The 22334-nt window shown below is 68.2% G+C and carries 18 protein-coding genes and 1 pseudogene; 12 read left to right on the top strand and 7 right to left on the bottom strand.

The annotated features are described in order from the left end of the window. Nucleotides 1–88 precede the first annotated feature (88 nt). From recD to recC, 3 genes are read right to left on the bottom strand one after another with little or no spacing between them, the layout of a single operon-like run. On the bottom strand, nt 89–1969 hold the full coding sequence (recD, locus tag N7573_RS06055; protein WP_279912942.1) for an exodeoxyribonuclease V subunit alpha: 1881 nt from the start codon (nt 1967–1969) through the stop codon (nt 89–91). Further along, nucleotides 1966–5643, bottom strand: coding sequence for an exodeoxyribonuclease V subunit beta (gene recB / locus N7573_RS06050; RefSeq protein WP_279912943.1), 3678 nt, complete (start codon nt 5641–5643; stop codon nt 1966–1968). Before recB ends, recD begins: the two co-directional genes overlap by 4 nt. Continuing rightward, the gene (recC, locus tag N7573_RS06045) at nt 5640–8987 is read right to left on the bottom strand and encodes an exodeoxyribonuclease V subunit gamma (protein ID WP_279912944.1); all 3348 of its coding nucleotides are present in this window, start codon (nt 8985–8987) and stop codon (nt 5640–5642) included. Before recC ends, recB begins: the two co-directional genes overlap by 4 nt. Nucleotides 8988–9176: 189 nt before the next feature. Between recC and N7573_RS06040 the strand changes: the two genes are divergently transcribed. The 6 genes and pseudogenes from N7573_RS06040 (at nt 9177) to N7573_RS06015 (ending at nt 13273) form a co-directional block, all read left to right on the top strand. Continuing rightward, nucleotides 9177–9965, top strand: coding sequence for an ATP-binding cassette domain-containing protein (locus tag N7573_RS06040; RefSeq protein ID WP_279912945.1), 789 nt, complete (start codon nt 9177–9179; stop codon nt 9963–9965). Continuing rightward, the gene (locus N7573_RS06035) at nt 9965–10714 is read left to right on the top strand and encodes an MlaE family lipid ABC transporter permease subunit (RefSeq protein ID WP_005414955.1); all 750 of its coding nucleotides are present in this window, start codon (nt 9965–9967) and stop codon (nt 10712–10714) included. Before N7573_RS06040 ends, N7573_RS06035 begins: the two co-directional genes overlap by 1 nt. A gap of 59 nt (nt 10715–10773) precedes the next feature. Continuing rightward, nucleotides 10774–11238 (top strand): annotated as a pseudogene (gene mlaD, locus N7573_RS06030) (outer membrane lipid asymmetry maintenance protein MlaD); the annotation flags it as partial. Nucleotides 11239–11294: 56 nt separating this feature from the next. After that, nucleotides 11295–11957 carry an ABC transporter substrate-binding protein gene (locus N7573_RS06025; protein WP_010487479.1) on the top strand — a complete coding sequence of 221 codons (663 nt, stop codon included), beginning with the start codon at nt 11295–11297 and terminating at the stop codon, nt 11955–11957. Continuing rightward, nucleotides 11947–12258, top strand: coding sequence for an STAS domain-containing protein (locus tag N7573_RS06020; RefSeq protein ID WP_032128488.1), 312 nt, complete (start codon nt 11947–11949; stop codon nt 12256–12258). The genes N7573_RS06025 and N7573_RS06020 overlap by 11 nt, the downstream gene beginning before the upstream one ends. Before the next feature lies 1 nt (nt 12259). Then, nucleotides 12260–13273, top strand: a complete 1014-nt coding sequence (locus N7573_RS06015) for a VacJ family lipoprotein (RefSeq protein WP_279912946.1) — start codon at nt 12260–12262, stop codon at nt 13271–13273. 84 nt (nt 13274–13357) lie between these two features. Here the strand turns inward: N7573_RS06015 and N7573_RS06010 are convergent, their stop codons facing one another. The 3 genes from N7573_RS06010 to rmuC form a co-directional block, all read right to left on the bottom strand. Continuing rightward, nucleotides 13358–13903 carry a glutathione peroxidase gene (locus tag N7573_RS06010; RefSeq protein ID WP_010487473.1) on the bottom strand — a complete coding sequence of 182 codons (546 nt, stop codon included), beginning with the start codon at nt 13901–13903 and terminating at the stop codon, nt 13358–13360. Nucleotides 13904–14040: 137 nt separating this feature from the next. Beyond that, complete coding sequence (locus tag N7573_RS06005) at nt 14041–14439, bottom strand: hypothetical protein (protein ID WP_049462906.1); 399 nt, start codon at nt 14437–14439, stop codon at nt 14041–14043. Nucleotides 14440–14510: 71 nt separating this feature from the next. Then, a complete protein-coding gene (rmuC, locus tag N7573_RS06000) occupies nt 14511–16046 on the bottom strand; it encodes a DNA recombination protein RmuC (protein WP_049400349.1) in 1536 nt (511 codons plus the stop codon). A gap of 45 nt (nt 16047–16091) precedes the next feature. On the opposite strand from rmuC, the gene N7573_RS05995 reads away from it, so the two are divergent. Further along, complete coding sequence (locus N7573_RS05995) at nt 16092–16697, top strand: glutathione S-transferase N-terminal domain-containing protein (protein ID WP_071228676.1); 606 nt, start codon at nt 16092–16094, stop codon at nt 16695–16697. Between the two features lie 121 nt (nt 16698–16818). Here N7573_RS05995 and N7573_RS05990 read toward each other — a convergent pair whose 3' ends face one another. Continuing rightward, on the bottom strand, nt 16819–17826 hold the full coding sequence (locus N7573_RS05990; protein WP_049420932.1) for a zinc-binding alcohol dehydrogenase family protein: 1008 nt from the start codon (nt 17824–17826) through the stop codon (nt 16819–16821). Between the two features lie 91 nt (nt 17827–17917). Here N7573_RS05990 and N7573_RS05985 point away from each other — a divergent pair, with 91 nt between their 5' ends. From N7573_RS05985 to N7573_RS05965, 5 genes are all read left to right on the top strand, one after another. Then, nucleotides 17918–18889: a LysR family transcriptional regulator gene (locus tag N7573_RS05985; protein ID WP_279913703.1), complete on the top strand. Its 972-nt coding sequence runs from the start codon at nt 17918–17920 to the stop codon at nt 18887–18889. Nucleotides 18890–18904: 15 nt separating this feature from the next. Then, nucleotides 18905–19534 carry a leucine efflux protein LeuE gene (gene leuE / locus N7573_RS05980; protein WP_005411716.1) on the top strand — a complete coding sequence of 210 codons (630 nt, stop codon included), beginning with the start codon at nt 18905–18907 and terminating at the stop codon, nt 19532–19534. Beyond that, entirely contained in the window at nt 19531–19959 is a 429-nt protein-coding gene (locus N7573_RS05975; protein ID WP_279913704.1) for a hypothetical protein, read from the top strand. Before leuE ends, N7573_RS05975 begins: the two co-directional genes overlap by 4 nt. 5 nt (nt 19960–19964) lie before the next feature. Then, on the top strand, nt 19965–20654 hold the full coding sequence (locus N7573_RS05970; protein WP_219629534.1) for a suppressor of fused domain protein: 690 nt from the start codon (nt 19965–19967) through the stop codon (nt 20652–20654). A gap of 177 nt (nt 20655–20831) precedes the next feature. Next, the gene (locus N7573_RS05965; RefSeq protein ID WP_032128498.1) at nt 20832–22259 is read left to right on the top strand and encodes an amino acid permease; all 1428 of its coding nucleotides are present in this window, start codon (nt 20832–20834) and stop codon (nt 22257–22259) included. Nucleotides 22260–22334 lie beyond the last annotated feature (75 nt).

The raw sequence follows: 22334 nt of genomic DNA, 5'->3' as shown, positions 1-22334 counted from the left end.
GAGCATGCGTGCCTCGGCGACGAGGGTCAGAGCCCGCTCCCGTTGGGAACGGGATCCGACCCCGTTTCAAACGGGATCCGACCCCGTTTCAGAACAACGTGCCCTGCACCGTGGGCTGTTCAATGCGCGCCGGTGCTTCGGCCACTGCTTCCGCACCCAGCCGCCACGCCAACCCACCCAACCGGCTGGCATGGCGCTTCAACGCCGCTTGCAGCACGTCCGCACTGCCCGCCACATGCAGCACCTGGCGGGCGCGGGTCAGGCCGGTATAGACCAGTTCGCGCGACAGCACGCGGCTGTCCTGGCGCGGCAGCTGCAACCACACCTCATCGAACTCCGAGCCCTGTGCCTTGTGCACGGTCATCGCGAAGGCGCTTTCGTGCGCGGGCAGTGCCGCCGGGTGGAAGGCGCGTGGCTGGTCGACGCTGTCTCCGGGGAACCAGGCCACCATCGCGCCGCTGCCATCGCGCAGGCAGATGCCGATATCTCCGTTGAACAGACGATGCCGGTAGCTGTTCTCGGTGACCAGCAGCAGGCGGCCCTGGAAGTAGCCGGGGGTGTTGCCGGCCAGCAGCTGTTCGATGCGGCTGTTGAGCCCGCGCGCGCCCTGCGGGCCTTCGCGCAGTGCGGTCAGCACGCGCAGGCGCCCGGCCTGCTGCAGGGCAAGCACTGGATCGGCCGCGTCGGCCAGTGCACGCCAGTGGCCCAGCAGATGCTCGCGCTGGCCACGCAGCGGATCGGCTTCGCCTTCGTGGAAATGCACGCCGGCCAGTTCACCACTGCGCAGCAGCTGCAGCGCGGTGCTGCTGTCGCCCTCGCGCACGGCATGGGCCAGCGGTGCCAGGTCCAGCGCATTGCTCTGCCGGTAGCCGCGCTGCAGCTGTACGCGACGGCCGGCGAAGGCGCGTGGTGCGGCCTGTGGCTGCAAGGTGGCCGGCGCCAGCAGGCCGTGCAGCGCCTGCGCGTCGTCGGCACGGGTGCCGATGCCGTCGCCGCTGGCACGCAGGATCGCGCTGAGCACATCACCGGCCTCGACCGACGGCAGCTGGTCGGGATCGCCGAGCAGGATCAACCGGGTGCCGCTGGCGATCGCATCGACCAGCTTGGCCATCATCGGCAGATCGATCATCGAGGCTTCATCGACTACGACCACGTCCACCGGCAGCGGATTGTCGGCGTGGTGACGGAAGCGCGGTGAATCAGGAATCACCCCGAGCAGGCGATGCAGGGTGGTGCCGGTACTGGGCAGCGCCGCGCACAGCGCCGGGTCCAGTCCTTGTTCCTGCAGGCGTTGCACAGCCACACGCAGGCTCTCGGCCATGCGCTCGGCGGCGCGCCCGGTGGGCGCGGCCAATGCCACCTCAGGCAGCGGCTGGCCGGCGTGCCCGGCCTGCGCGGCCAGCAGCAGCAACAGGCGCGCGATGGTGGTGGTCTTGCCGGTGCCGGGGCCGCCGGTGACCAGTGCCAGCGGATGGCGCAGGGTCACGCCGGCAGCGCGTGCCTGGTGATCCTCGCTGCCCGATGCCTGCGGGAACAGCTGCGCGAACAACGGTGCCAGCGCCGCCATATCCGGCGCCGGCAGCGGATGCCGGCCGATACGCTGCAGGCCGGCCGCCAGCTGCCGCTCGTACTCGCGGTAGCGGCGCAGGTAGAGCAGGCCGTTTTCCAGCACCAGCGGCGCATCCTCGGCGATGGCATCGGCCTGCTCGGGTGCCGCGACCCACGGCGATGCGCGCAGCTGCTCCAGCCAGTCCTGCGCGGCAGGCCACTCGGGTACGCCTTCCAGCAACCGCTGCGGTTGCGCCGGATCGAACGCAGCATGGCCTTGCGATACCGCCAGCGACGCAAGCGCAGCCGCCAGCGCCACGCTCTCGGGCGTGTCGTCGCGCAGCCGCTGCAGGCTGGTCGCCAGTGCATGGTCGAGGGTGCGCAGCAGGCCCTTCTGGTGCAGTTCCTTCAGCAGGCTCATGCACTGGCTCCACGGGCACGCGCAGCCAGTTCGGCCTGGGCCTGTTCGCCACCGGCGAACAACGCATCCAGGGCATCCACCAGCGCCAACGGGAAGCGGTCCACATGCACACCGTTGCCGGCGGCATCCAGGCCGCGGCAGAACAGATAGCGGATGCCGCCCATGTCGCGCTCGTAGTCGTAGGCCGCACCCAGGCGGAAACGCAGCCAGCGATGCAGGGCCACGGTGTAGATCAGCGCCTGCAGGTCGTACTCGCTGTGGCGCATGGCAATGGCCAGCAGGTCCGGGCTGTAACCAGGCAGGCGGTTGGACTTGTAGTCGAGCACGTACCAGCGCCCATCGCGCACATAGGTCAGGTCGATCATGCCGGTCATCAGCCCTTCCAGGCGGCGGCGCTGGCCGAAGCCGCGACGCGTACTGGAAACCCCATGTGCATGCAGCACCTGCAACAGCGCCGGCACCGTGGTCGGTTCGATGGCGAAATGGAAGTCGATTTCCGCGCGACGCTCGCCTTCACCCAGGCTGTGCAGCGCGCCGCCTTCGGGTAGCGGCACGGTGAGCGTGTGGCCCACCAGCGGCACCAGCACCGCCACGCCATCGTCCAGGTCGACGTCGGCATAGCCTTCGTCGTGCAGTGCCTTGCGCAGCACCTGGGCCTGGCCCTCAGGAGCTTGCAGACCTGGCTGCCAGTCACCCCATGCGGCGAAGTCGACGTTCTCCATCGCTTCGTGCAGCACGTTGCCGAAGCGACTGCCCATGAAGCGCGGGTCGACCGGTGTGCTGTCCTCGGCCGCCGCAGCGGGCTCCGGCAGCGCCGGTTCCAGTGGCAGTTCCGGGCCAGCGGGTTCGTCGGCAGCGGGCGCCGGCAGCTCGGTGGCGGCGGCTTCGATATCACTGCCCGCGCCGGCATCGGCGTGGGCCAGCTGGGTGAAGCTGTACACCCACCAGTCGTGCGGGACGCGCCGGGTCAGGGCACGCACCGCCGGAAGGTCGCCTTCCACTTCGGCCGCCAGCTGCGGCAGCGCGGCCGCTGCCTCACTGTCATCGATGTGCACATCGGCGTGCGCGCGCAGCGCCTGCAGGTCAAGCAGCGGCGCCAGCCGCGTCTTGCCGAGCCCGGCCAGATCACCCACGGCGATCCACAGCGCATGCTCGGCACGGGTCAGTCCCACATACAGCAGGCGCGCATCCTCGGCCCGCTGCTCGCGCTCACGTTGGTTGCTGGCCGCTTCCCAGGCCTCGTCCTTGTCCAGTTTCCAATGCAGCTGGCGCTGGCCACCGACGTGCACCGTGCAGTGCGAGGCGGTGTTCGGTGCGCCGCCGTCGATGCCGACGAAGGGCAGGAACACCAGCGGATACTCCAGGCCCTTGCTCTTGTGCAGGGTGATGATCTGTACGCGCCGCGCATCCGATTCCAGGCGCAGCAGCTGCTGCTCGTCATCCTGATCAGCGCTGGCCATCTGCCCCTGCAGCCAGTCCAGCAGGCCATGCATGCCCAGCGTCTGCGCCGAGGCTTCCTGCAGCAGTTCGCCCAGCTGCAGGTAGTTGGTCAGGCGGCGCTCGCCATCGATCAGCGCCAGCAAGCGTTCGCCCTGTGCGGCACAGACGTCGGCGATCACTGCGAACGGTCCGCCGCGCTGCCAGCGCTCGCGCCAGTGCAGCAGCTGTGCCTGGAACTCGCGTTGCAGGTCGCCCTCGCGCTCCATCGCGGCGATCGCACTGGCCCGCTGGCCAAGCAGCACGGTGGCCAGCACCGCACGCAGGCGGCCTTCGTCGGCGGGTTGCAGCAGTGCCAGCAGCAGCGCGCGCAGATCACGCGCTTCGCTGGTGGCGAACAGGCTCTGCTTGCCGGCCGCCACGGCGGGAATGCCGACCGCTGCCAGCGCGCGCTGCACCAGCGTGGCCTCGCGATGCGAGCGCACCAGCACCGCGATATCACCGGGTTGAACCGGGCGCCCACGCAACACGGCATTGCCCGCACGCGCCTCGACCAGGATCTGGTGAATCGCAGCCACGCAGGCCTGGGTCGCGGCATCACGCGAGGCGTCCGCACTCATCGCCTTGTCACCGCCACTGCGCAGCACGCGCAGGGTGAGTGCCGTGGCGGCATGGCCATCACGCTGGTAGTCCTCGTCGATGCGCACGCCACCGGGCCGCACCGGCTCGAACTGGATGTCGCGTTCGAGGAAGGCGTCTTCGCCACCGTTGTCGTACAGCGCCTGCAACGCACGCAGCACCGCCGGTCGCGAGCGGAAGTTCTGGTCCAGCACCGGCGCCTGCTGCGCCACCTGCTTGGCCTTCAGGTAGGTGTGGATGTCACCGCCGCGGAAGCCGTAGATCGCCTGCTTGGGGTCGCCGATCAGGAACAGCGCCGGTGCCAGGCCGAGCTCGCGCACCTCCGGCGAATCACCGAACACGGTGTGGAAGATGCCCCACTGGCGGTCATCGGTGTCCTGGAACTCATCGACCAGCGCGATGCGGTACTGCGCGCGCAGCTGCCTGACCAGCGCCAGACGCTGCGGGCCTTCCAGGGCGAGCGCTACGCCATCGATCAGATCGTCGTAGGTCTGTACCCGGCGCGTGCGCTTCAGCGCCTGCAGGCGTTGCATGGCTTCGGCGCGAAGCGTGTGCAGGAAATTCAGCGCGGTACCACGCAACCAGGCATCGCGTTCGGCCAGCAGCGCGACATAGCGCGCCAACGGCGCCTGCAATGGCGACGATGGCGTGCGATCGGGGAATTTCTTGTTGGTCTTGTCGGCCAGCACCGCCGGCAGCAGTGCCGGCAGGCGCTCGCTGGCCAGCAGCTCGCGCGGGTCGCCGCGCTCGGCCCAGGCCAGCATCTGCCGGCCCAGCGGATGCAGCCAGCCCAGCTTGTAGGACACGCCGTTGAGCCACTTGTTGTCGACCGCATCGCAGAGATCGATGAAGAACTGCTCGCCATGCTCGCGCACGCTTGCGGACAGTGCTTCCGCCGCACTGTACAAGGCCGGGTGTGGATCGGCCAGTGCCACCGGCTGTGGCAACGGGTGCAGGGGCGGCGTGCCCAGCAGCGCGCGCAGATCTGCGGCCAGCGCGTCCGGGTTGGACCACAGCCAGGTCAGCGGCTCCAGCGTGGCCGGGTCGTTGGCATGCACGCGCCATAGATCAGCGGCCAGCTCCTCCAGCAGTTCACGATCGCTGGCCAGCAGTTCCGGCGGATCAAAGGTATGGCCGCTTTCCAGTGCATGCTCGCGCAGCACGCGGGTGCAGAAGCCGTGGATGGTGAAGATGGATGCCAGGTCGATTTCGTCGGCAGCCACCTGCAGGCGGCGCTTCAATGCAGAGGCGCTCTCGGAGCCGCCCTGCAGATGACGCTGCAGCACGTCGCGGGTCAATCTCGCGTCGGGTGCTTCACCCTCGGCCGGTTCCAGATCGACCAGGCGCGCGGCCAGCGCCAGGCGCTCGCGGATGCGCTTGCGCAGTTCCTGGGTGGCGGCATCGGTGAAGGTCACTGCCAGGATCTGGCCGATACGCAGGCCCTGCTCCACCACCAGGCGGGTGAACAGCGTGGCCAGGGTGAAGGTCTTGCCGGTGCCTGCGCTGGCTTCAATCAGGCGGATGCCGTTCAGCGGCAGGGCCAGGTAGGGATCGCCCGCCATACGCTGGGTTTCCTGATCAGCGATGGCGGTGTTCATGCGTTGCCCTCCTGGCGTGTTTCGGTACCGAGAGTGCGGCCTTCGCGCACCGCGCTGAAGACCACCTGGCTGTTGCGCAGCAGCTCGGCATAGCTGGCATCGGTGGCAAACGGGTCGGCACCGCGCAGCAGCAGCTGCCAGGCGTCGCTGCTGGATTCACCCCAACTGCGGTCGCTGCCATGCCACTGCTTCCAGCCTTCGCTACGCTGTTTTTCTGCCGGCGCGTTGTACAGCACCCAACCGGTATACGGGGCAAAGCGCAGCGGCTCACGCAGGCCGCGCTGGCGCAATTGCAGCAGCGCGCGCAGCGCGGCGCGTGCAGCGGGGGCGCTCAGTGCTGGCAGCACATGCGGGCCGGGCCCGGCGTCACCGCCATCGTGGAACTGCACCAGCGGCAACGCATCGCCGGCGGCGTTGGCCAGCAGCCAGTCCAGGCCCTGGCGGATCACTGCATTGCCATTGAGGGTACCGGCGCGCAGGCGCACCAGGCCCTCGGGATGTCGGTCCGCCACCCGCCCGTGCAGGCGCACGCCGTCGATGTCCACTTCGTAGCGACGGCTTTCCAGCGGTTCGCCTTGCATCCAGCCCAGCAACGCACTGGCATACGGGCGCGTCTTCAACTGCTCCCCCTCGAACTGGCGCTCGCCCAATGGGCCGGACGGCAGCAGGCCGCGCGCGCGCAGCCGCGGGTACAACGGCTCGGTATCGCCGCTGAGCGTGGCACGGACCACCGCCGCCTGCACGCTGCGCTTTTCCGGGCCGCGCGATGACAGCACCAGCGGTTCCAGGTCATCGACCTCCTCGACATCGTCGGCCAGGCGCAGGCCCAGCGACTGCGCGAGGAACTGCCCGGCCGGATCGCACAGGAAACGGCGCAGGGTATCGAGTGCGACGTCGTCTTCCACCGCATCGTCGAGCGGCGGTGGCAGCGGTGCGTCGAACCAGGGCTGCAGTCCACCGCGCTGGCCAGTGAGGCGACCGGCCGCCGGATGCCACTGGCGGCGATAGCTGAAGCGGCGTGGGTCGCCGTCACCGAACGCGGCGGGCGAGAACGGCTGCAAGGCATGGCGCACGGTGAAGTCGCGGACCGCCGCAGGCGGATCGAGGTGATAAGCAGCGGCGGCATCGATCAGTTCGCTGACCAGCACCGACGGCTCGCGCACGCTGCCATCGCGCGGATCGGCACCGAGGTAGCTGAGGTAGAACACCTCCTGCGCGGCGGCGAACAGCTGCAGGAACAGGAAACGGTCGTCTTCGCGGGTGGAGCGGTCGCCCGGTCGGCGGCGCGGCGTGTCCAGTTCGGCGGTGAGCTGGTTGAGACCGGCCGCCGGGTCACGGCGCGGGAAATCGCCATCATTGAGGCCCAGCACGCAGATCACCCGGAATGGCAGCAGTCGCATCGGCACCATGCGGCCGAAACTGATGCCACCGGTCAGCAGCGGTGCGCGCGTATCGGCCTCGCCCAGCGCGCCGGCGAAGTGCGCACGTACCACCTCCGGCGGCACGCCTTCCGCGAAGCCGGCCTTGGCAGCATCCTCGGCGAACTGGTTGAGCAGCTTGCGCAGGCGCTCCAGGGCACGCTGGCTGTTGGGTGAACTCGGCGCGGTGGGCAGCAGTGCATCCAGCAACGACAGCAGGCGCTGTCGCCATTGCGCCGGGGTCAGCAGCTCGCCGAGGCGACGCTGGTAGATCGCCAGCACGCGCAGCAGGCGCAGCAGCCGGTCCAGCGCGTCCAGCGCGCCGCCTTCCAGTTCGATCCACGGTGCGACACCGGCCAGGTCGGCCTCGCTGCCGGTGGCATGGCCGAGCACCAGGCGATCCAGCGCGAACTGCCAGGTGTAGGCGTCGTCGGCCGGCGCCTGGTGCTGGTGGCGGTGCTTCGCATCCAGGCCCCAGCGTGCACCGGCCTGCTGCAGCCAGCCATGCAGGCGGTCGAAGTCCACCGCTTCCAGCCCGGCCGCTTCGGCCAGCGGTGCACTGGCCAGCAGGTCCAGCACTTCATTCAGGCCAAAGCGCGAGACCGGCAGGCCCAGCAAGTGCACGAACACATCGGCCAGCGGTTCACCGGCCAGCGGGCTGCTGTCGGCCAGCGCATAGGGGATGTGCTCCTCCTCGCCACCACGGCCGCCGAACACCGCTTCCAGGTAAGGCACGTAGGGATCGATGTCCGGCGCCAGCACCGCGATCTCGCGCGCCTGCAGCGGCGGGTCGAAGCGCGGGTCCTGCAGCAGGCTGCGCAGCTGGTCGTGCAGCACCTGCAACTCGCGCAGGCGGGTATGGCAGGCGTGTACCTGCAGGCTGGGGTCGTCGCTGCGAAGCCCGTCACACAGCTCACCCGAGGGCAGTGCGCGGCGGTGGAACAGGTCACGCTGCAGGCGATGCAGCAGGCTGTCGGACAGGCCGCCTTCGTCCAGGGTCGGCCGGGTGTCGTCCTCCGGATCGGAATAGGCGGCGATTTCGCCGGCCGGGTGCACCACCTCGTAACTGCCCAGCACCGCCATGAAGTCGCGCCCGGCCGCGCCCCAGGCTTCCAGCAGGCGGTTTTCGCCGGCTGCTTCGCCGAAGGGATCGGGCGCGCCGCTGCGCAGGCGCTCGGCCAGGGTCTGCAGATCGCCCCAGTACGACTGCACCGGGGTGGGCATATAGAAATGCAGCTCGCCAACACGTGCCTGGGTGGCCATCACCCGCAGCACGTCGGGCGAGATGTTGAGCGTCGCAAACGCGGACATGCGCAGCGGCAAGCCCTGCGGCAGCGGCTTACCGGCACCCTCGAAGCGGTCCAGGTACTCCTGGATGCGGCGCGCGCGATAGTCGTGGCCGTGGGTGATGGTGCGCCACAGGATCGCCTGCGGGTCGGCTGGATCGGCACCGGCGGCCCAGCGCAGCAGCCAGTCGCGGCGCCAGGCCTGGTACTTCTCGAACACCGAGGCCAGCTCGCCAGCCAGCGCCCACGGCTTCAATGCGTCATCGGCGGCAAGATAGGACTGCAGCGCGCGCATCGGTGGCTGCGCCAGCAACGCCGGGTCGCGCAGGGCCTGGTACAGCTTCCAATGCAGGCCGGCCGCGTCCAGGTCGTCCTGCTCGCCGCTGACGTTGGCCTTCAGCGCGCGCGCCACGAACTCACCCGGGGTGAGGAATTCGAGGTTCGCAGCCACACCGAACTCGGCGGCCAGTGTCGCTTGCAGCCAACGCCGCATCGCTACCTGCGGGATCAGCACCACTTCCGGTGCCAGCAGCGGCTGGCCAGGAACGGGCGCACGCACATTGCGCGCCAGCAGCGCGGCCAGCACGTCCAGGGAGTTGGAATGGTAGAGGCGGAAATCGCTGCCTGGGTCACTCATCATGCACAGTGTGCAGGACGGCAGGCAGTATTCAATGGTTGGGCCGCGAGCGGTACGGATTGTTCCGGGACGCCAGCCGATTGTCCCGGCCTCTGCCGAGGCTTGTCGTGCAACAATACTGCACCGTCCAGTCTGCTTATGTTCAGCCGACGGGCCCGATCCTTCGATGTCTAAAAAACGTTAATGGTGCCCATGTCGGCTTCCACCTCCAGTCTGGTGCAGTTATCCAACGTCCGCATCGACCGGAGCGGACGCACGATCCTGCGCGACGTGTCGCTGCAGGTGCCCAAGGGCAGCATCACCGCCGTTCTGGGTCCGTCCGGCAGCGGCAAGTCGACCCTGCTGGCGGCGCTGACCGGCGAACTGCGCCCGGTCGCCGGCGAGGTCACCCTGTTCGGCAAGCCGATTCCGCATGACAGCGGCGCGCTGCTGGAAATGCGCAAGAGCGTGGGCGTGCTGCTGCAGGGCAACGGCCTGCTGACCGACCTGACCGTGGCCGAGAACGTGGCGCTGCCGCTGCGTACGCACACCCGCCTGCCGACCGCCGTGCTGCGGCGGCTGGTGCAGATGAAGCTGCATTCGGTGGGCCTGCTGGCCGCCGCCGATACCTGGCCGCGCGAGCTGTCAGGTGGCATGGCGCGCCGCGTGGCGCTGGCCCGTGCGCTGGCGCTGGACCCGCCGCTGATGATCTACGACGAGCCGCTGACCGGGCTGGACCCGATCGCCTCGGGGGTGATCATGAGCCTGATCCAGCGCCTCAACCACAGCCTGGGCCTGACCAGCATCATCGTCAGCCACCACGTGCACGAGACCCTGCCGATCTGCGACCAGGTGATCGCGATCGCCAATGGCGGCATCGTGTTCCAGGGCACGCCCGAGGCACTGCAGTCCAGCCAGGACCCGCTGCTGCGGCAGTTCCTGCACGGCCAGCCCGATGGCCCCATCCCGTTCGATGCCGCGCCGCGCGCGAGGGTCGCCTGATGCCGTTCGTTCAAGCCACCCGCTCGCTGGGTCGTGCCGGCCTGTTCTCGCTGACCGTGCTGCGCGGTTCGCTGCCGACCCGTGATTTCCTGGCCGAGTTGACCCGCGAGATCTACAAGATCGGTGCGCGCTCGCTGCCGATCATCGCCGTCGGCGGTGCCTTCGTCGGCCTGGTGTTGACCCTGCAGGGCTACCGCACGCTGACCACCTTCGGTGCGGCCGACGCACTGTCGACCCTGCTCGGGCTGTCGCTGTACCGCGAACTGGCACCGGTGTTGACCGCGCTGCTGTTCATTGGCCGCGCTGGCAGCTCGATCGCCGCCGAGCTAGGCCTGATGCGTGCCACCGACCAGATCAAGGCGCTGGAGCTGATGGCGATCGACCCGGTGGCCAAGGCGGTGGCGCCGCGCTTCTGGGCGGCGGTGCTGACGGTGCCGCTGCTGACCGGCATTTTCTGTTCGCTTGCAATCAGTGCCAGCTACTTCGAAGCGGTGCACGTGCTGGGCCTGGACAATGGCGTGTTCTGGTCGGCGCTGCGCAACAGCGTGGACTTCTGGGACGACTTCGGCGTGGCAATGCTGAAGTCGGCGATCTTCGGCGGCACTGCCGCGCTGGTTGCCGCCTATGTGGGTTTCCACGCCGAGCCGACCATTGAAGGCACTTCGGTGGCGACCACCCGTGCGGTGGTCAACGCTTCACTGCTGGTGCTGATGTTCAACTTCGTGCTGTCGGCAATGTTGTTCACCTAACCCCTCCACCGGCGGTGCGCAGGCGCGCGCGGCCACAACGACTCGATCAGGTAATCCACATGGCCATCCGCGGTCCCAGACTCGAATTTTCCGTCGGCGCCTTCCTGCTGCTGGCCCTGGCCTCGCTGATGGTGCTGGCCGTGGCCTCGACCAACCAGCGCTGGAGCTGGGGCAGCGAAGGCTACGACCTGAAGGCACGCTTCTCCCAGGTCGGCCAGCTGCGCAAGCAGGCGCCAGTGAAGATCGGCGGCGTCACTGTCGGCCAGGTCGCTTCGATCGACCTGGACCCGGTGAAGTTCGAATCGATCGTCACCCTGCGCATGGACAGCAAGGTCAAGGACCTGCCGGCGGACACCTCGGCCGGCATCTTCACCAGCGGTTTGCTCGGCGAGAGCTATATCGGTCTGCAGCCGGGCGGTGATCCGGACGTGCTGAAGGCCGGTGACGAGATCGTCTTCACCCAGCCGGCGGTGGACCTGATCCAGCTGGTCGGCAAGTACATGTTCAGTGGCGGTGCCGGTGGCGGCGCTGCTCAGAAGCCCAACGATGGCGCGCAGGCGCCTGCAACGGAACCGCAACCATGAAGATGAAACTGATCCCGGCCCTGCTCGCCTCGGCGCTGCTGGCGGCCACCCCGTTCCTGGCCCAGGCCCAGGCCGCTGCGCCGGCCGCTGCCGCAACGCAGAGCCAGGCCGGCAAGGTGGTGATCGATGCCAGCAGCCGCATCCTGTCCACGCTGCAGCAGCGCAAGAGCGAGTTCACCAGCAACCCGGCCAGCCTGCGCAGCTACATCGACAGCGAGCTGACCCGCACCTTCGACCGCGACTACGCCGCGCGCCTGGTGCTGGGCCCGCACGCCCGCGGCGCCTCCGACGCCGACATCAAGCTGTTCGCCGATGCCATGGCCGACAGCCTGATGCAGCGCTACGGCTCCACCCTGCTCAACATCCAGGGCAAGCCGAGCTTCCGCCTGAAGGGTGAAAGCCCGCTGCCGGGCAATCGTGGCGTGCGCGTGAGCACCGAACTGGTGCGCGCCGGCAACGAACCGACCCCGGTCGAGTACTGGATGCGCAACGTGAACGGCCAGTGGAAGATCTTCGACGTCAACATCGAAGGCATTTCCTACGTGCAGACCTTCCGCAACCAGTTCGACACCCCGCTGCGCCAGAAGGGCATCAAGCAGGTGGCCAACGAACTGCACAGCGGCAGCATGCAGGCCGGGCCCGCGGGCAATGGCAAGTAACGCACTGGCGCTGCTGGAAGGCGACACCCTGCGCCTGCGCGGGGTGCTCGACCGTGCCGCGGTGATCGCGCTGTGGCCGCAGCTGCAGGCCCTGCCGGCAAAGCTGTCACGGCTGGAGCTGGGTGAGGTCGAACGCGTGGACAGCGCCGGCCTGGCGCTGCTGGCCGAGCTGGCCGCACGTGCGCGCAAGAGCGGTCACCCGCTGGCAGTCTCCGGCGCGCCGGCCGGCTACAACGAGCTGAGCGCAGCCTACCGGCTGTCGCCCGACCTGGATTTCAACGCTACTTCTGCTGCGAGCTGACATGAACGTCGTACGCACTTTCCCCCTGATCGTCCTGGCCACCGCCCTGACCGCCTGCGCCGGCAAGCCCGCACGCAGCGATGCGCCCGCAGCCAGCACCGTGGTCCCGGCCAGCACCATCACCGAGGCCTCTGCCGCCACCGCCGATACAGCTACGGTCGATGCCGCACCGGCAACAGCCGTGGTTGCCGCACCTGCGCCGGCCACGCCGCCATCCGCACCGGCCCGCAGCGCCGACACCGATGCGGCCAGGGCCGCGGCGGCGACCGCCCCCGGTGGTGACGACGACTTCGATGCCCTCTACGGCGGTGCCGGCAACACTGGCAGCGCGGCAGCCTACGATCCGTGGGAACCGTTCAACCGCAAGGTGCACACGTTCAACAACGCGGTTGACCGTGGCATCGCCCGCCCGCTGGCCACGGCCTACACCCACGTGGTGCCGCGCTTCGCCCGCACCGGCGTCAGCAACTTCTTCAGCAACCTGCGCGCACCGGTGACCATCACCAACCAGCTGCTGCAGGGCCGCGGTGCCGATGCGTGGGACAGCCTCGGCCGCTTCCTGATGAACAGCACGCTGGGTATCGGCGGCCTGTTCGATCCGGCCAGCAAGGCGATGGTGCCGCGTCGCAATGAGGACTTCGGGCAGACCCTGGGTGCCTGGGGCTGGCGTCGTTCGCGCTACGTGGAACTGCCGTTCTTCGGCCCTCGCACCGTGCGCGATGTGTTCGGCCTGGCCGGTGACATTCCGCTGTCGCCGATCCGCCGCATCGAAGAGGACAAGATCCGCATCGGCCTGCAGGGCATGCAGCTGGTCGATACCCGCGCGCAGCTGCTGGCAATCGACGACCTGCGTGACACCGCCGTGGACGAGTACTCGCTGGTACGCGATGCGTGGATGCAGCGCCGCAACTACCAGATCGAGAACGATCTGCGCAGCAAGCGCGACCGTGGCCATGACGATGCCAATTCGCCGATCCCGGTCGATGCGATGCCGATGCCGCAGTGGACGCACTGAGTCCGGCCTGCAGCGCATGAAAAACCCCGCCTCGGCGGGGTTTTTCTTTTCCGGTAGGTGCCAACCTTGGTTGGCACGCTTTCCTCAGGCTGCCAGCGCTGCCTCGATGGCCTCGCGCAGGCGCGCGTCATCGGCAGCCACGTCCGGGGCGAAACGCGCGATGACCTTGCCGTCGCGGCCAACCAGGAACTTCTCGAAGTTCCACAGCACCGCCGGTGCTGCGTGGATCGGGATCTCCTTGCTGGCCAGGCGCTCACGCAGCGGGCCTTCGCCGATCGACTGCGGCTGGGCGGCGGTCAGCTGCTGGTACAGCGGATGGGTATCGTCACCGGCCACGCTGATCTTGGAGAACATCGGGAAGCTGACGTCGTAGGTGAGCTGGCAGAACTGCTGGATCTCCGCCTCGCTGCCCGGCTCCTGGCCGAGGAAGTTGTTGGCGGGGAAGCCCAGTACTTCCAGACCCTGCGCGTGCTTTTCCGCATACAGCGCCTGCAGGCCTTCGTACTGCGGTGTCAGGCCGCACTTGGAGGCGACGTTGACCAGCAGCAGTACCTTGCCCTGGTAGTCGGCAAGCGAGGACGGCTGGCCGTCGATGGTGGTGAGGGAAATGTCCTGGATCGGGGTGCTCACGCGGGGGCTCCGGCAACAGCGGGGAATGGCCCACCAGCATAGCGCCGCGCGATGGCGGTAGTGCCGGCCGCTGGCCGGCAATCGTGCGACCGTTCGCAAGGGTTCATGCGGTTGCCGGCCAGTGGCCGGCACTACGATCAGTCCACGCAGATCGTGCCCTGCGCCTTGCCGTCATCAATGCGCTGGCGGCAGCCGAAGTTCTGGCGCACATCGCGCTGGCAGGTACCGGTAGCGGCGCTGCCAGCGCCAACCTCGGGACCGGCCAGGCACTGGCCCGTGCAGTCGCTTTTGCGGCTGCAGGCCTTGCCGGCATCGGCATAGGGAATCACGCACTGCTCGCGTTGCAGCCGGCCCAGCCGTTGCAGGCTGCCGCCGGCGGCCTGGCAGTCGACGTCGCGCGCTTCGCGATACGCCTCGGCCGCTTCAGGGCTGGTGGCTGCGGCAGGTGCCGCGGTCGTATCGGCAGCCGGTGGTGCGCTGCTGCAGGCGGCAAGCAGCGCGGTCAGGACAAGGCTGGTGAAGCGGCGCAGGCGCATGACGATACCTGATCGAGGCGGACAGGCCGCCAGCATACGCATCGGCGATGCAGGCGGCGTGTCAGCGTGGCTCAGGCCTCGTCGCCGTCACTGCCTTCCTCTGCTGGCAGCGCGTCCGGCAGCAACTGGCGGCTCTGCTCAACCGGCAGCGACTCGACATCCCTCAGCTTGCGGGCGATCGCGCGGGTGCGCACCCCGGTCTGGTCGATCTGCTTGCTGGCCTGGTCCAGCTTGGCCTTCACGTTGTCCAGTACATCACCGAACTTGCCGAACTCGGTCTTCACCGCACCCAGCAGGCTCCACACCTCGCTGGACCGCTTCTCGATGGCCAGCGTGCGGAAACCCATCTGCAGGCTGTTGAGCAGTGCGGTGATCGTGGTCGGCCCGGCGACCACCACGCGGTGGTCGCGCTGCAGCAGATCGACCAGGCCGGGGCGCCGGATCACCTCGGCATACAGGCCTTCGGTAGGCAGGAACATCACCGCGAAGTCGGTGGTGTGCGGCGGCACGATGTACTTCTCGCAGATCGACTTGGCCTGCACCTTCACCGCACGCTCCAGCTGCGCACCCTGCACGCGTACCAGTTCGGCATCACCCTGCTCCTGTGCGTCCAGCAGGCGCTCGTAGTCTTCGCGTGGGAACTTGGAGTCGATCGGCAGCCACACCGGCGTGTCATCGCTGCTGCGACCCGGCAGGCGCACGGCGATGTCGACCATTTCGCCACTATCCGGGCGTACCTTCACCCCGCGCGCGTACTGCTCCTGGATCAGGGTCTGCTCGAGGATGTTCTCCAGCTGTACTTCACCCCAGCTGCCGCGCGTCTTGACGTTGGTCAGCACGCGCTTGAGGTCACCCACGCCGGTGGCCAGCTGCTGCATCTCGCCGAGGCCGCGCTGCACCTGCTCCAGGCGCTCCGAGACCAGTTTGAAGGACTGGCCAAGGCGTGTTTCCAGGGTGGACTGCAACTTCTCATCCACCGTCACGCGCATCTGTTCCAGCTTCTGCGCATTGTCGCTCTGCAGCGCGCGCAGCTGCTCTTCCAGCGTCGTGCGCATCTCGGCGATGCGCTGCTCGTTGCGCTGGGTCAGTTCCTGCAGGCGCAGGCCAAGGCTTTCAGTCAGGCGCTGCTGCGACTGCGCGCCCTCCTCGCGGCCCTTGCGTGCATCGTCCACCAGGGTCTGCCGCAGCGCGCCGAGCTGGGTATCGGTACGCCCGGTGAGCTCCTGCAGCTGCTGGCCAAACGCATGGATGCGGGCTTCCTGCTGCTGGCCGAAGGTCTCCAGCTGGCCGCGCAGCTCCTGCAGCCGCTGTCCCATCAACGCCGCGCCGCGCTGCTGGCTCTCGGCCGCTTCGGCGCGCGCCTTGCGGGCATCTTCGCCCAGCGCTTCGCGCAGCAGGTCGAGGCGCTGGTCGGTGCGGGTGGACAGATCGGTCAGCGCGCGGGCGAAGCCATCGAGCTGTTCGCGCAGCTCGCTGCGCCCGGCCCGCGCCTCCTCGCGCACCGCCTGTTCCAGGCGGTCATGCGGCGGGCGGCGCAGCAGGGCGACCAGCTGCAGGATGAGCACGGCCAATAGAAGGCCGCCAATGAGCAGATATTCGGTTTGCATGGGGCAAGTGTAGGCTGGCCGAGTCTCAACTGCTGCGTCAGGACCATGGTCGTCCTCTACGGAAAGCCCACCTCCATCAATGTGCGTAAAGTGCTGTGGCTGTGCGCGGGGCTGGATCTGCCCCTGCACCACGAACCGGCCCCCTCGCCGGACCTGCTGGCCACGCTGAACCCCAACCGGCAGGTGCCGGTGCTGCGTGATGGCGACTTCGTGCTGTGGGAATCCAACAGCATCTGCCGCTACCTGGCCGCACGCGCCGGTCGCGAGGATCTGCTGCCACATGCAGCAAAGGACCGGGCCCGGGTGGAGCAGTGGATGGACTGGCAGGCCAGCGACCTCAACAGCGCATGGCGCCATGTGTTCATGGCGCGCGTGCGCCAGCATCCGGACTATCCGGATGACGCCCGTGCCGAGGCCAGCCTGGCGCAGTGGAACCGGCTGATGGGCGTCCTTGATGCACAGCTGGCCACTACCGACGGCTACGTGGCGGGCAACACCTTCACTCTGGCCGACATCGTGCTCGGGCTGTCGACCCAACGCTGGTGCAGCACGCCGGGCAGCAAGCCGGTACTGGCACACGTAGATGCCTGGTTCGAACGCCTGCGCCAGCAGCCCGGTTTCGCCGAGTACGTCGACAACGGTGTGGCCTGAGCAGTGGCTTCTGCAGCTGTTGGCAGGTGTCGACCTTGGTCGACACGGCTGATCCACGCCATGCGTGGATGAAGCGCTGTAGAGCCGGGCGCAGGCTCGGCTCCACAGGAAAAACCGGGCCTTACCAGCCTTCCAGCACGATCTTGCCCTTGGCGCGGTGGCTCTCCAGCAGCGCGTGGGCACGCCGCAGGTTGGCCGCGTCGATGCGCCCGAAATGCTCGCCCAGGGTGGTCTGCAGCACGCCTGTGTCGATCAGCTCGGCCACTCGGTTCAACAGGTCATGCTGGCGCTGCATGTCGGCGGTCTTGTACAGCGGCCGGGTGAACATCGACTCCCAGTGCAGTGACAACGCCTTGCGCTTGAGCGCCATCACGTCGACCTGGCCGGGATCATCGATCAGCCCCAGCTGGCCCTGCGGCGCCAGCAGTTCCACGATCTGCGCGTAGTGCTGGTCGGAGTGGGTCAGGCTGGCCACGTGCTGCACCTCGCTGATGCCGAGCCGCGCCAGGCCCTCGGCCAGCGGCAGGCTGTGGTCGATCACATGGTGTGCGCCCATTGCGTACGCCCAGTCCTGGGTATCCGGACGCGAGGCGGTGCCGATCACCGTCAGTTTCGTCAGCTTCCGCGCCAGCTGCACCAGGATCGAACCGACACCGCCGGCAGCGCCGATCACCAGCAGGGTCTGGCCTTCGCCACCGCCCTCGGGGATGCGCAGGCGGTCGAACAGCAGTTCCCAGGCGGTGATCGCGGTCAGTGGCAGCGCGGCGGCGGCGGCATCGTCGAGGCTGGCCGGCTTGCGGCCGACGCTGCGTTCGTCCACCAGCTGGTACTCGGCGTTGCTGCCCGGGCGATCGATGACGCCGGCGTAGTAGACCGCATCGCCGGGCTGGAACAGGGTCACCTCGCTGCCCACCGCGTCGACGATGCCGACCGCATCCCAGCCCAGCACGCGTGGGCCATCGGTGGCCACGCCGCGACGGACCTTGGTGTCGACCGGGTTCACCGCCACCGCACGTACCGCCACGCGCAGGTCACGCGGGCCAGGCTGCGGCAGCTCCAGTTCGATGTCGATCAGGGCCTGGGCATCATCGATCGGCAGGCCGGCTTGGGTGTAGGCAATGGCGCGCATGGCAGCGGTCCAGTGGGGAAGGAGGCGACAGGTTGCGCCGCACGCGCTCCCGCAGAAAGGCGCAGAATCGGGCAGCACTTTCACTCTGGCAATGAAGATGATCCGCTTCGACGATCTGCAGCTGTTCGTTCGCACTGCCGCACTGGGCAGCTTCTCGCAGGCGGCGCGCGAGGCCGACCTGCTGCCCGGGCAGGTCGCCGCGGCGGTGGCGCGGCTGGAACGCGAGCTGGACCTGCGCCTGTTCGTGCGCACCACCCGCAGCCTGCGCCTCACCGGCGAGGGTGCGCTGTACCTGCCGTATGCGCAGGAGGTACTGGCCACCCTGCGCGAGGGACAGGCCCGCGTGCAGGGCGAGGACACCGAGCTGCACGGCACCCTGCAGCTGTCGGCGCCCTCGGACCTCGGCCGCAACCTGCTGCTGCCCTGGCTGAGCGCCTTCCGCGCTGCGCACCCGCGGCTGCGCCTGCACCTGCGCCTGTCCGACGAGGTGGCCGATGTATTCCGCGACCCGGTCGACGTGGCCATCCGCATCGGCCACTTCGACGACGCCAACTACGTCGCCCTGCCGCTGCTGGAAGGCAATCGACGCGTGCTGGCCGCCTCGCCCGACTACCTGCAGCGGCGTGGCACGCCCCCCCGCCTGGAGGATCTGCGCGAGCACGATTGCCTGGTCTATCAACTCAACGGCCGCGCCTACGATCGCTGGTCATTCGAGGTCGACGGGCGTCGCAGCGTGATTCCGGTGCGCGGTCCGCTGGTCTGCGACGACGCCGATGTAGTGCGACGCTGGGCCGTGGCCGGCGAAGGCATCACTTACAAGTCCTGGCTGGACCTGCGCGAGGACGTGCTGGCCGGGCGCCTGCAGCTGCTGCTCGATGGTGTTGGCAGCAGCATCCCGCTGCAGCTGGTATGTCCGCACCGCAAGCAGTTCTCGCCCGCGGTACGGCAACTGCATGCGCAGCTGCGCCAGCACCTGCAACCGCTGCTGTCTGGCATGCCCACTGGCCTCACCCGCCCCCTGTCGCCAACGGCGGCACTGGCCGACAATGGCGGCCCCCCGTAACAAGAGAACGCCGCCATGCCGTGGATGGGCATCCAGGACCTGTGGACGTTTCTGGTCGCTGTGCTGGTGTTTCTCGCCCTGCCCGGCCCCGGCACCTTCACGCTGCTGACCGCCACAGGCCGTGGCGGCGTGCGTGGTGGCTATACCGCGCTGGCCGGCCTGCTGGTCGGCGATCAGATCCTGATGTGGCTGGCGTTGGCGGGCGTGGCGGCGCTGCTCAAGGCCAACCCGCTGGTGTTCCACGCGGTGCAGTACCTGGGTGCGGCCTACCTGGTGTGGGTCGGCATCAGCCTGCTGCGCACGCCGAAGCACGAGGGCGGCGACGCCGGCCCGATCCGCATGCAGCCGGGGCGCTACTTCCAGCAGGCGATCCTGGTCAGTCTGCTCAATCCGAAGGCGATCTTGTTCTACATGGCCTTCCTGCCGTTGTTCATCGATCCGAAGGCACACCAGGGCATCGCCACCTTCGCTGCGCTGGCGGGCATCATCCTGGTGGTCAGCATCGCCTACTGCTCGATGTTGATCGGCGTGGGCAACCTGGCCCGTCGCCGGCTGATCCAGCATCCGCGGATCAGCGACGCGCTGCGCCGCGTGGCCGGCCTGTTCCTGGTGGGGTTCGGCATCCGGTTGGGGCTGAACGGATGAAACCCTCGCCGACGGCGATGGGCGCCCTGCTGCTTCTGGCCAACACGACCGCCCCGGCGGCCACCGGACAGGATCATCGCTGCCTGAGCGGCGGCCGCAATGACGGCATCCATCTGGAATGGCGTTGGCTGGATGACGGCCAGGCCGACGTTCGCTATGCCGGGCAGCGCGAACGCCTGCTGCTGCGCCGGGTTTCAATGGAGACCACGGTGCTGGCCGAAGACCGCCCCTACCAGTTCGACAGCGTCTGGGAAGAGCACATCAACGGGCGCCTCAACGGCCGCTACCTGCTGAGCACGCAGGGCGCGCTGGTGCTGGACCTGAGCTACGAGCGTAGCCGCGACGGACGTCGCACCACCTTCCACGATGACGTCGAGGCCTGGCAGGAAGACGGCTGCCGCTGGCCCGGCAAGGTGGCCGAGTGAGCACCATGGACGACGACACCCTGCTGGAGCGCAGCTGGGAATATCGGGAGGAGACGCTGTACCGGCGGTTGTTCGGCGATACCGGGCCGGGGATCTATCCGATCGACATGGATCTGCTGCGCAACGTCTTCAAGCAGGACCAGATCGACCCGCGCTGGCTGCATGTCGGCGTCAATGCCTGCCCTCCGCACGGTGATCGAAGGCACTGGATCTATGTCAGCTCCGGCCTGTCCAACCCCTGGGAAGGGCGGCACGAAGATGGCGATTCGGGGTTGGGCATCGAACTGATGCTTGAGACGCAGGAAGAAGCGACCTGGGCACTGACCACCTTGCGCTGGTTCACCGCGTACCACCTGCTGCTGTGCCACTCACGCATGCCCGGCAATCCGTTGGCGCCATGGGACCGGCTGAAGCTGGGGGGGCCGGTGGATCACGCAGGGAGCATGCTGCAGGCGGCCGTCTTCGTTCCGTCACTGCATTTTCCTGGACCCCAGCAACTGCCATCGGGACGATTCGACTTCCTGCAGCTGCTGCCATTGACCCTGGACGAGCATGCGTTCGGCCGCGCCCAGGGCTTCGAAGTGCTGGTGGCCCAGTTGAGAACCCAAGGTGCGGCGCCGGTGGTCGATCCGCAGCGGGTCAGCATCGATCTGGCCCCTGCTCTCACGCTTCAAGCGCCTCCCGGCTCGCCTTGAGGGATCGAATCATTTCGAATCCTGTCGGCATTTGTGCCGATTCCGGCAGAATGCTCGGAGTACAGCCGCGCCGGTGACGCATCTGACCCTCGTATGACCCCCGTCAGTGGTAATGCTGCGCTGCGTTCGGTCACACTCGGGAACTTGTCGTTCTTAGTCACCCCTTCCGAGGCCTGCATGTCCCTGTTCCGGCGCAAGTCCCTAGATTCCGTCACCGTCCACGAAGCCGGCAGGCGCCTGATCCCGACGCTCAGCTGGCCGCACCTGATCGCGCTGGGTATTGGCGCCATCGTCGGTACCGGCATCTACACGCTGATCGGCGTCGGTGCCAACCTGGCCGGCCCGGCGGTGCTGATCTCCTTCGCCATCGCCGGTGCGGTCTGTGCCTGTGCGGCACTGTCCTACGCCGAGCTGTCGACGATGATGCCGGCCGCCGGCAGTGCCTACACCTACAGCTACAGCGCGCTGGGCGAAGTGTTTGCCTGGGTGGTGGGCTGGAGCCTGATCCTGGAGTACTCGCTGGTGGTGAGTACGGTGGCGGTGGGCTGGTCCGGCTACTTCGTCGGCTTCCTCGAATGGGTCCACACCCAGTTCGGCTGGAACGTGCACCTGCCAGCGTGGCTCGCAGCCGGCCCGCACGTGGAAGGCGGCATGATCAACCTGCCGGCGATCGTCATCACCTGGCTGGTGGCCGGCATGCTGATGGCCGGCACCAAGGAAAGCGCCACCCTCAATGCCATCCTGGTGGTGTTCAAGCTGATCGCGCTGGCCATCTTCGTGGCCGTGGCCCTGCCCGCCTTCGACAGCGCCAACCTGCAGCCGTTCATGCCGTATGGCTTTGCCAAGTCGATGGGCCCTGATGGCGTCGAACACGGCGTAATGGCGGCGGCAGCGATCATCTTCTTCGCCTTCTACGGCTTCGATGCGATCTCCACCGCCGCCGAAGAAACCAAGAACCCAGGCCGCGACCTGTCGATCGGCATCATCGGTTCGATGATCGGCTGCACCATCGTCTACGTGCTGGTCGCGCTGGCCGCGGTCGGTGCGATGAGCTACGCGGTGTTCGGCCACAGCGCCGAGCCGCTGGCCCTGATCATGCGCCAGCTGGGCCATCCGACCGCGGCGATGGTGATCGGCGTGATCGCGATCATCGCGCTGCCGACGGTGCTGCTGGCCTTCCTGTACGGCCAGAGCCGCATCTTCTTCGTGATGAGCCGCGATGGCCTGCTGCCGCGTGGCCTGTCCAAGGTCAACGCACGTACCGGCACGCCGGTGGCGACCACGCTGTTCACCGCGGTGGTGGTGTCGGCGCTGGCCGGCGTGGCCCGCCTGGACGAGATCGCGGCGCTGGCCAATGCCGGCACCCTGGCCGCGTTCACCGCCGTGGGCATCTGCCTGGTGGTGCTGCGCCTGCGCGAGCCGAACCGCGAACGTACCTTCCGTACCCCGCTGGCCTTCGTGGTTGGTCCGCTGGCCGCGCTGGGCTGCATCTATCTGTTCCTCAGCCTGCCGCACAGCACCCAGCTGTACTTCCTGCTGTGGAACCTGGCCGGCCTGGTGCTGTACTTCCTGTACAGCCGCCGCCACGCGCTGATCGCGAAATAACCGGATCACCGGTAGTGCCGGCCGCTGGCCGGCACCTCGCATCCTGTTGATACGGGCAATGCCGGCCAGCGGCCG

The sequence above is a fragment of the Stenotrophomonas sp. GD04054 genome (assembly GCF_029836955.1).
GTDB classification, from domain to species: Bacteria; Pseudomonadota; Gammaproteobacteria; order Xanthomonadales; family Xanthomonadaceae; genus Stenotrophomonas; species Stenotrophomonas maltophilia_A.
Note: the sequence above shows the minus strand (reverse complement) of the source record. Positions and strands in the feature narration are given on the sequence as shown.

Coding starts and splice junctions, on each gene's coding strand:
- recD (WP_279912942.1), bottom strand. CDS start 1,969: ATGAGCCTGCTGAAGGAACTGCACCAGAAGGGCCTGCTGCGCACCCTC.
- N7573_RS05965 (WP_032128498.1), top strand. CDS start 20,832: ATGTCCCTGTTCCGGCGCAAGTCCCTAGATTCCGTCACCGTCCACGAA.
- N7573_RS06035 (WP_005414955.1), top strand. CDS start 9,965: ATGCCGTTCGTTCAAGCCACCCGCTCGCTGGGTCGTGCCGGCCTGTTC.
- N7573_RS05970 (WP_219629534.1), top strand. CDS start 19,965: ATGGACGACGACACCCTGCTGGAGCGCAGCTGGGAATATCGGGAGGAG.
- N7573_RS05975 (WP_279913704.1), top strand. CDS start 19,531: ATGAAACCCTCGCCGACGGCGATGGGCGCCCTGCTGCTTCTGGCCAAC.
- recC (WP_279912944.1), bottom strand. CDS start 8,987: ATGATGAGTGACCCAGGCAGCGATTTCCGCCTCTACCATTCCAACTCC.
- N7573_RS06040 (WP_279912945.1), top strand. CDS start 9,177: ATGTCGGCTTCCACCTCCAGTCTGGTGCAGTTATCCAACGTCCGCATC.
- leuE (WP_005411716.1), top strand. CDS start 18,905: ATGCCGTGGATGGGCATCCAGGACCTGTGGACGTTTCTGGTCGCTGTG.
- recB (WP_279912943.1), bottom strand. CDS start 5,643: ATGAACACCGCCATCGCTGATCAGGAAACCCAGCGTATGGCGGGCGAT.
- N7573_RS06020 (WP_032128488.1), top strand. CDS start 11,947: ATGGCAAGTAACGCACTGGCGCTGCTGGAAGGCGACACCCTGCGCCTG.
- N7573_RS06025 (WP_010487479.1), top strand. CDS start 11,295: ATGAAGATGAAACTGATCCCGGCCCTGCTCGCCTCGGCGCTGCTGGCG.
- N7573_RS05985 (WP_279913703.1), top strand. CDS start 17,918: ATGAAGATGATCCGCTTCGACGATCTGCAGCTGTTCGTTCGCACTGCC.
- N7573_RS05995 (WP_071228676.1), top strand. CDS start 16,092: ATGGTCGTCCTCTACGGAAAGCCCACCTCCATCAATGTGCGTAAAGTG.
- N7573_RS05990 (WP_049420932.1), bottom strand. CDS start 17,826: ATGCGCGCCATTGCCTACACCCAAGCCGGCCTGCCGATCGATGATGCC.
- N7573_RS06015 (WP_279912946.1), top strand. CDS start 12,260: ATGAACGTCGTACGCACTTTCCCCCTGATCGTCCTGGCCACCGCCCTG.
- rmuC (WP_049400349.1), bottom strand. CDS start 16,046: ATGCAAACCGAATATCTGCTCATTGGCGGCCTTCTATTGGCCGTGCTC.
- N7573_RS06005 (WP_049462906.1), bottom strand. CDS start 14,439: ATGCGCCTGCGCCGCTTCACCAGCCTTGTCCTGACCGCGCTGCTTGCC.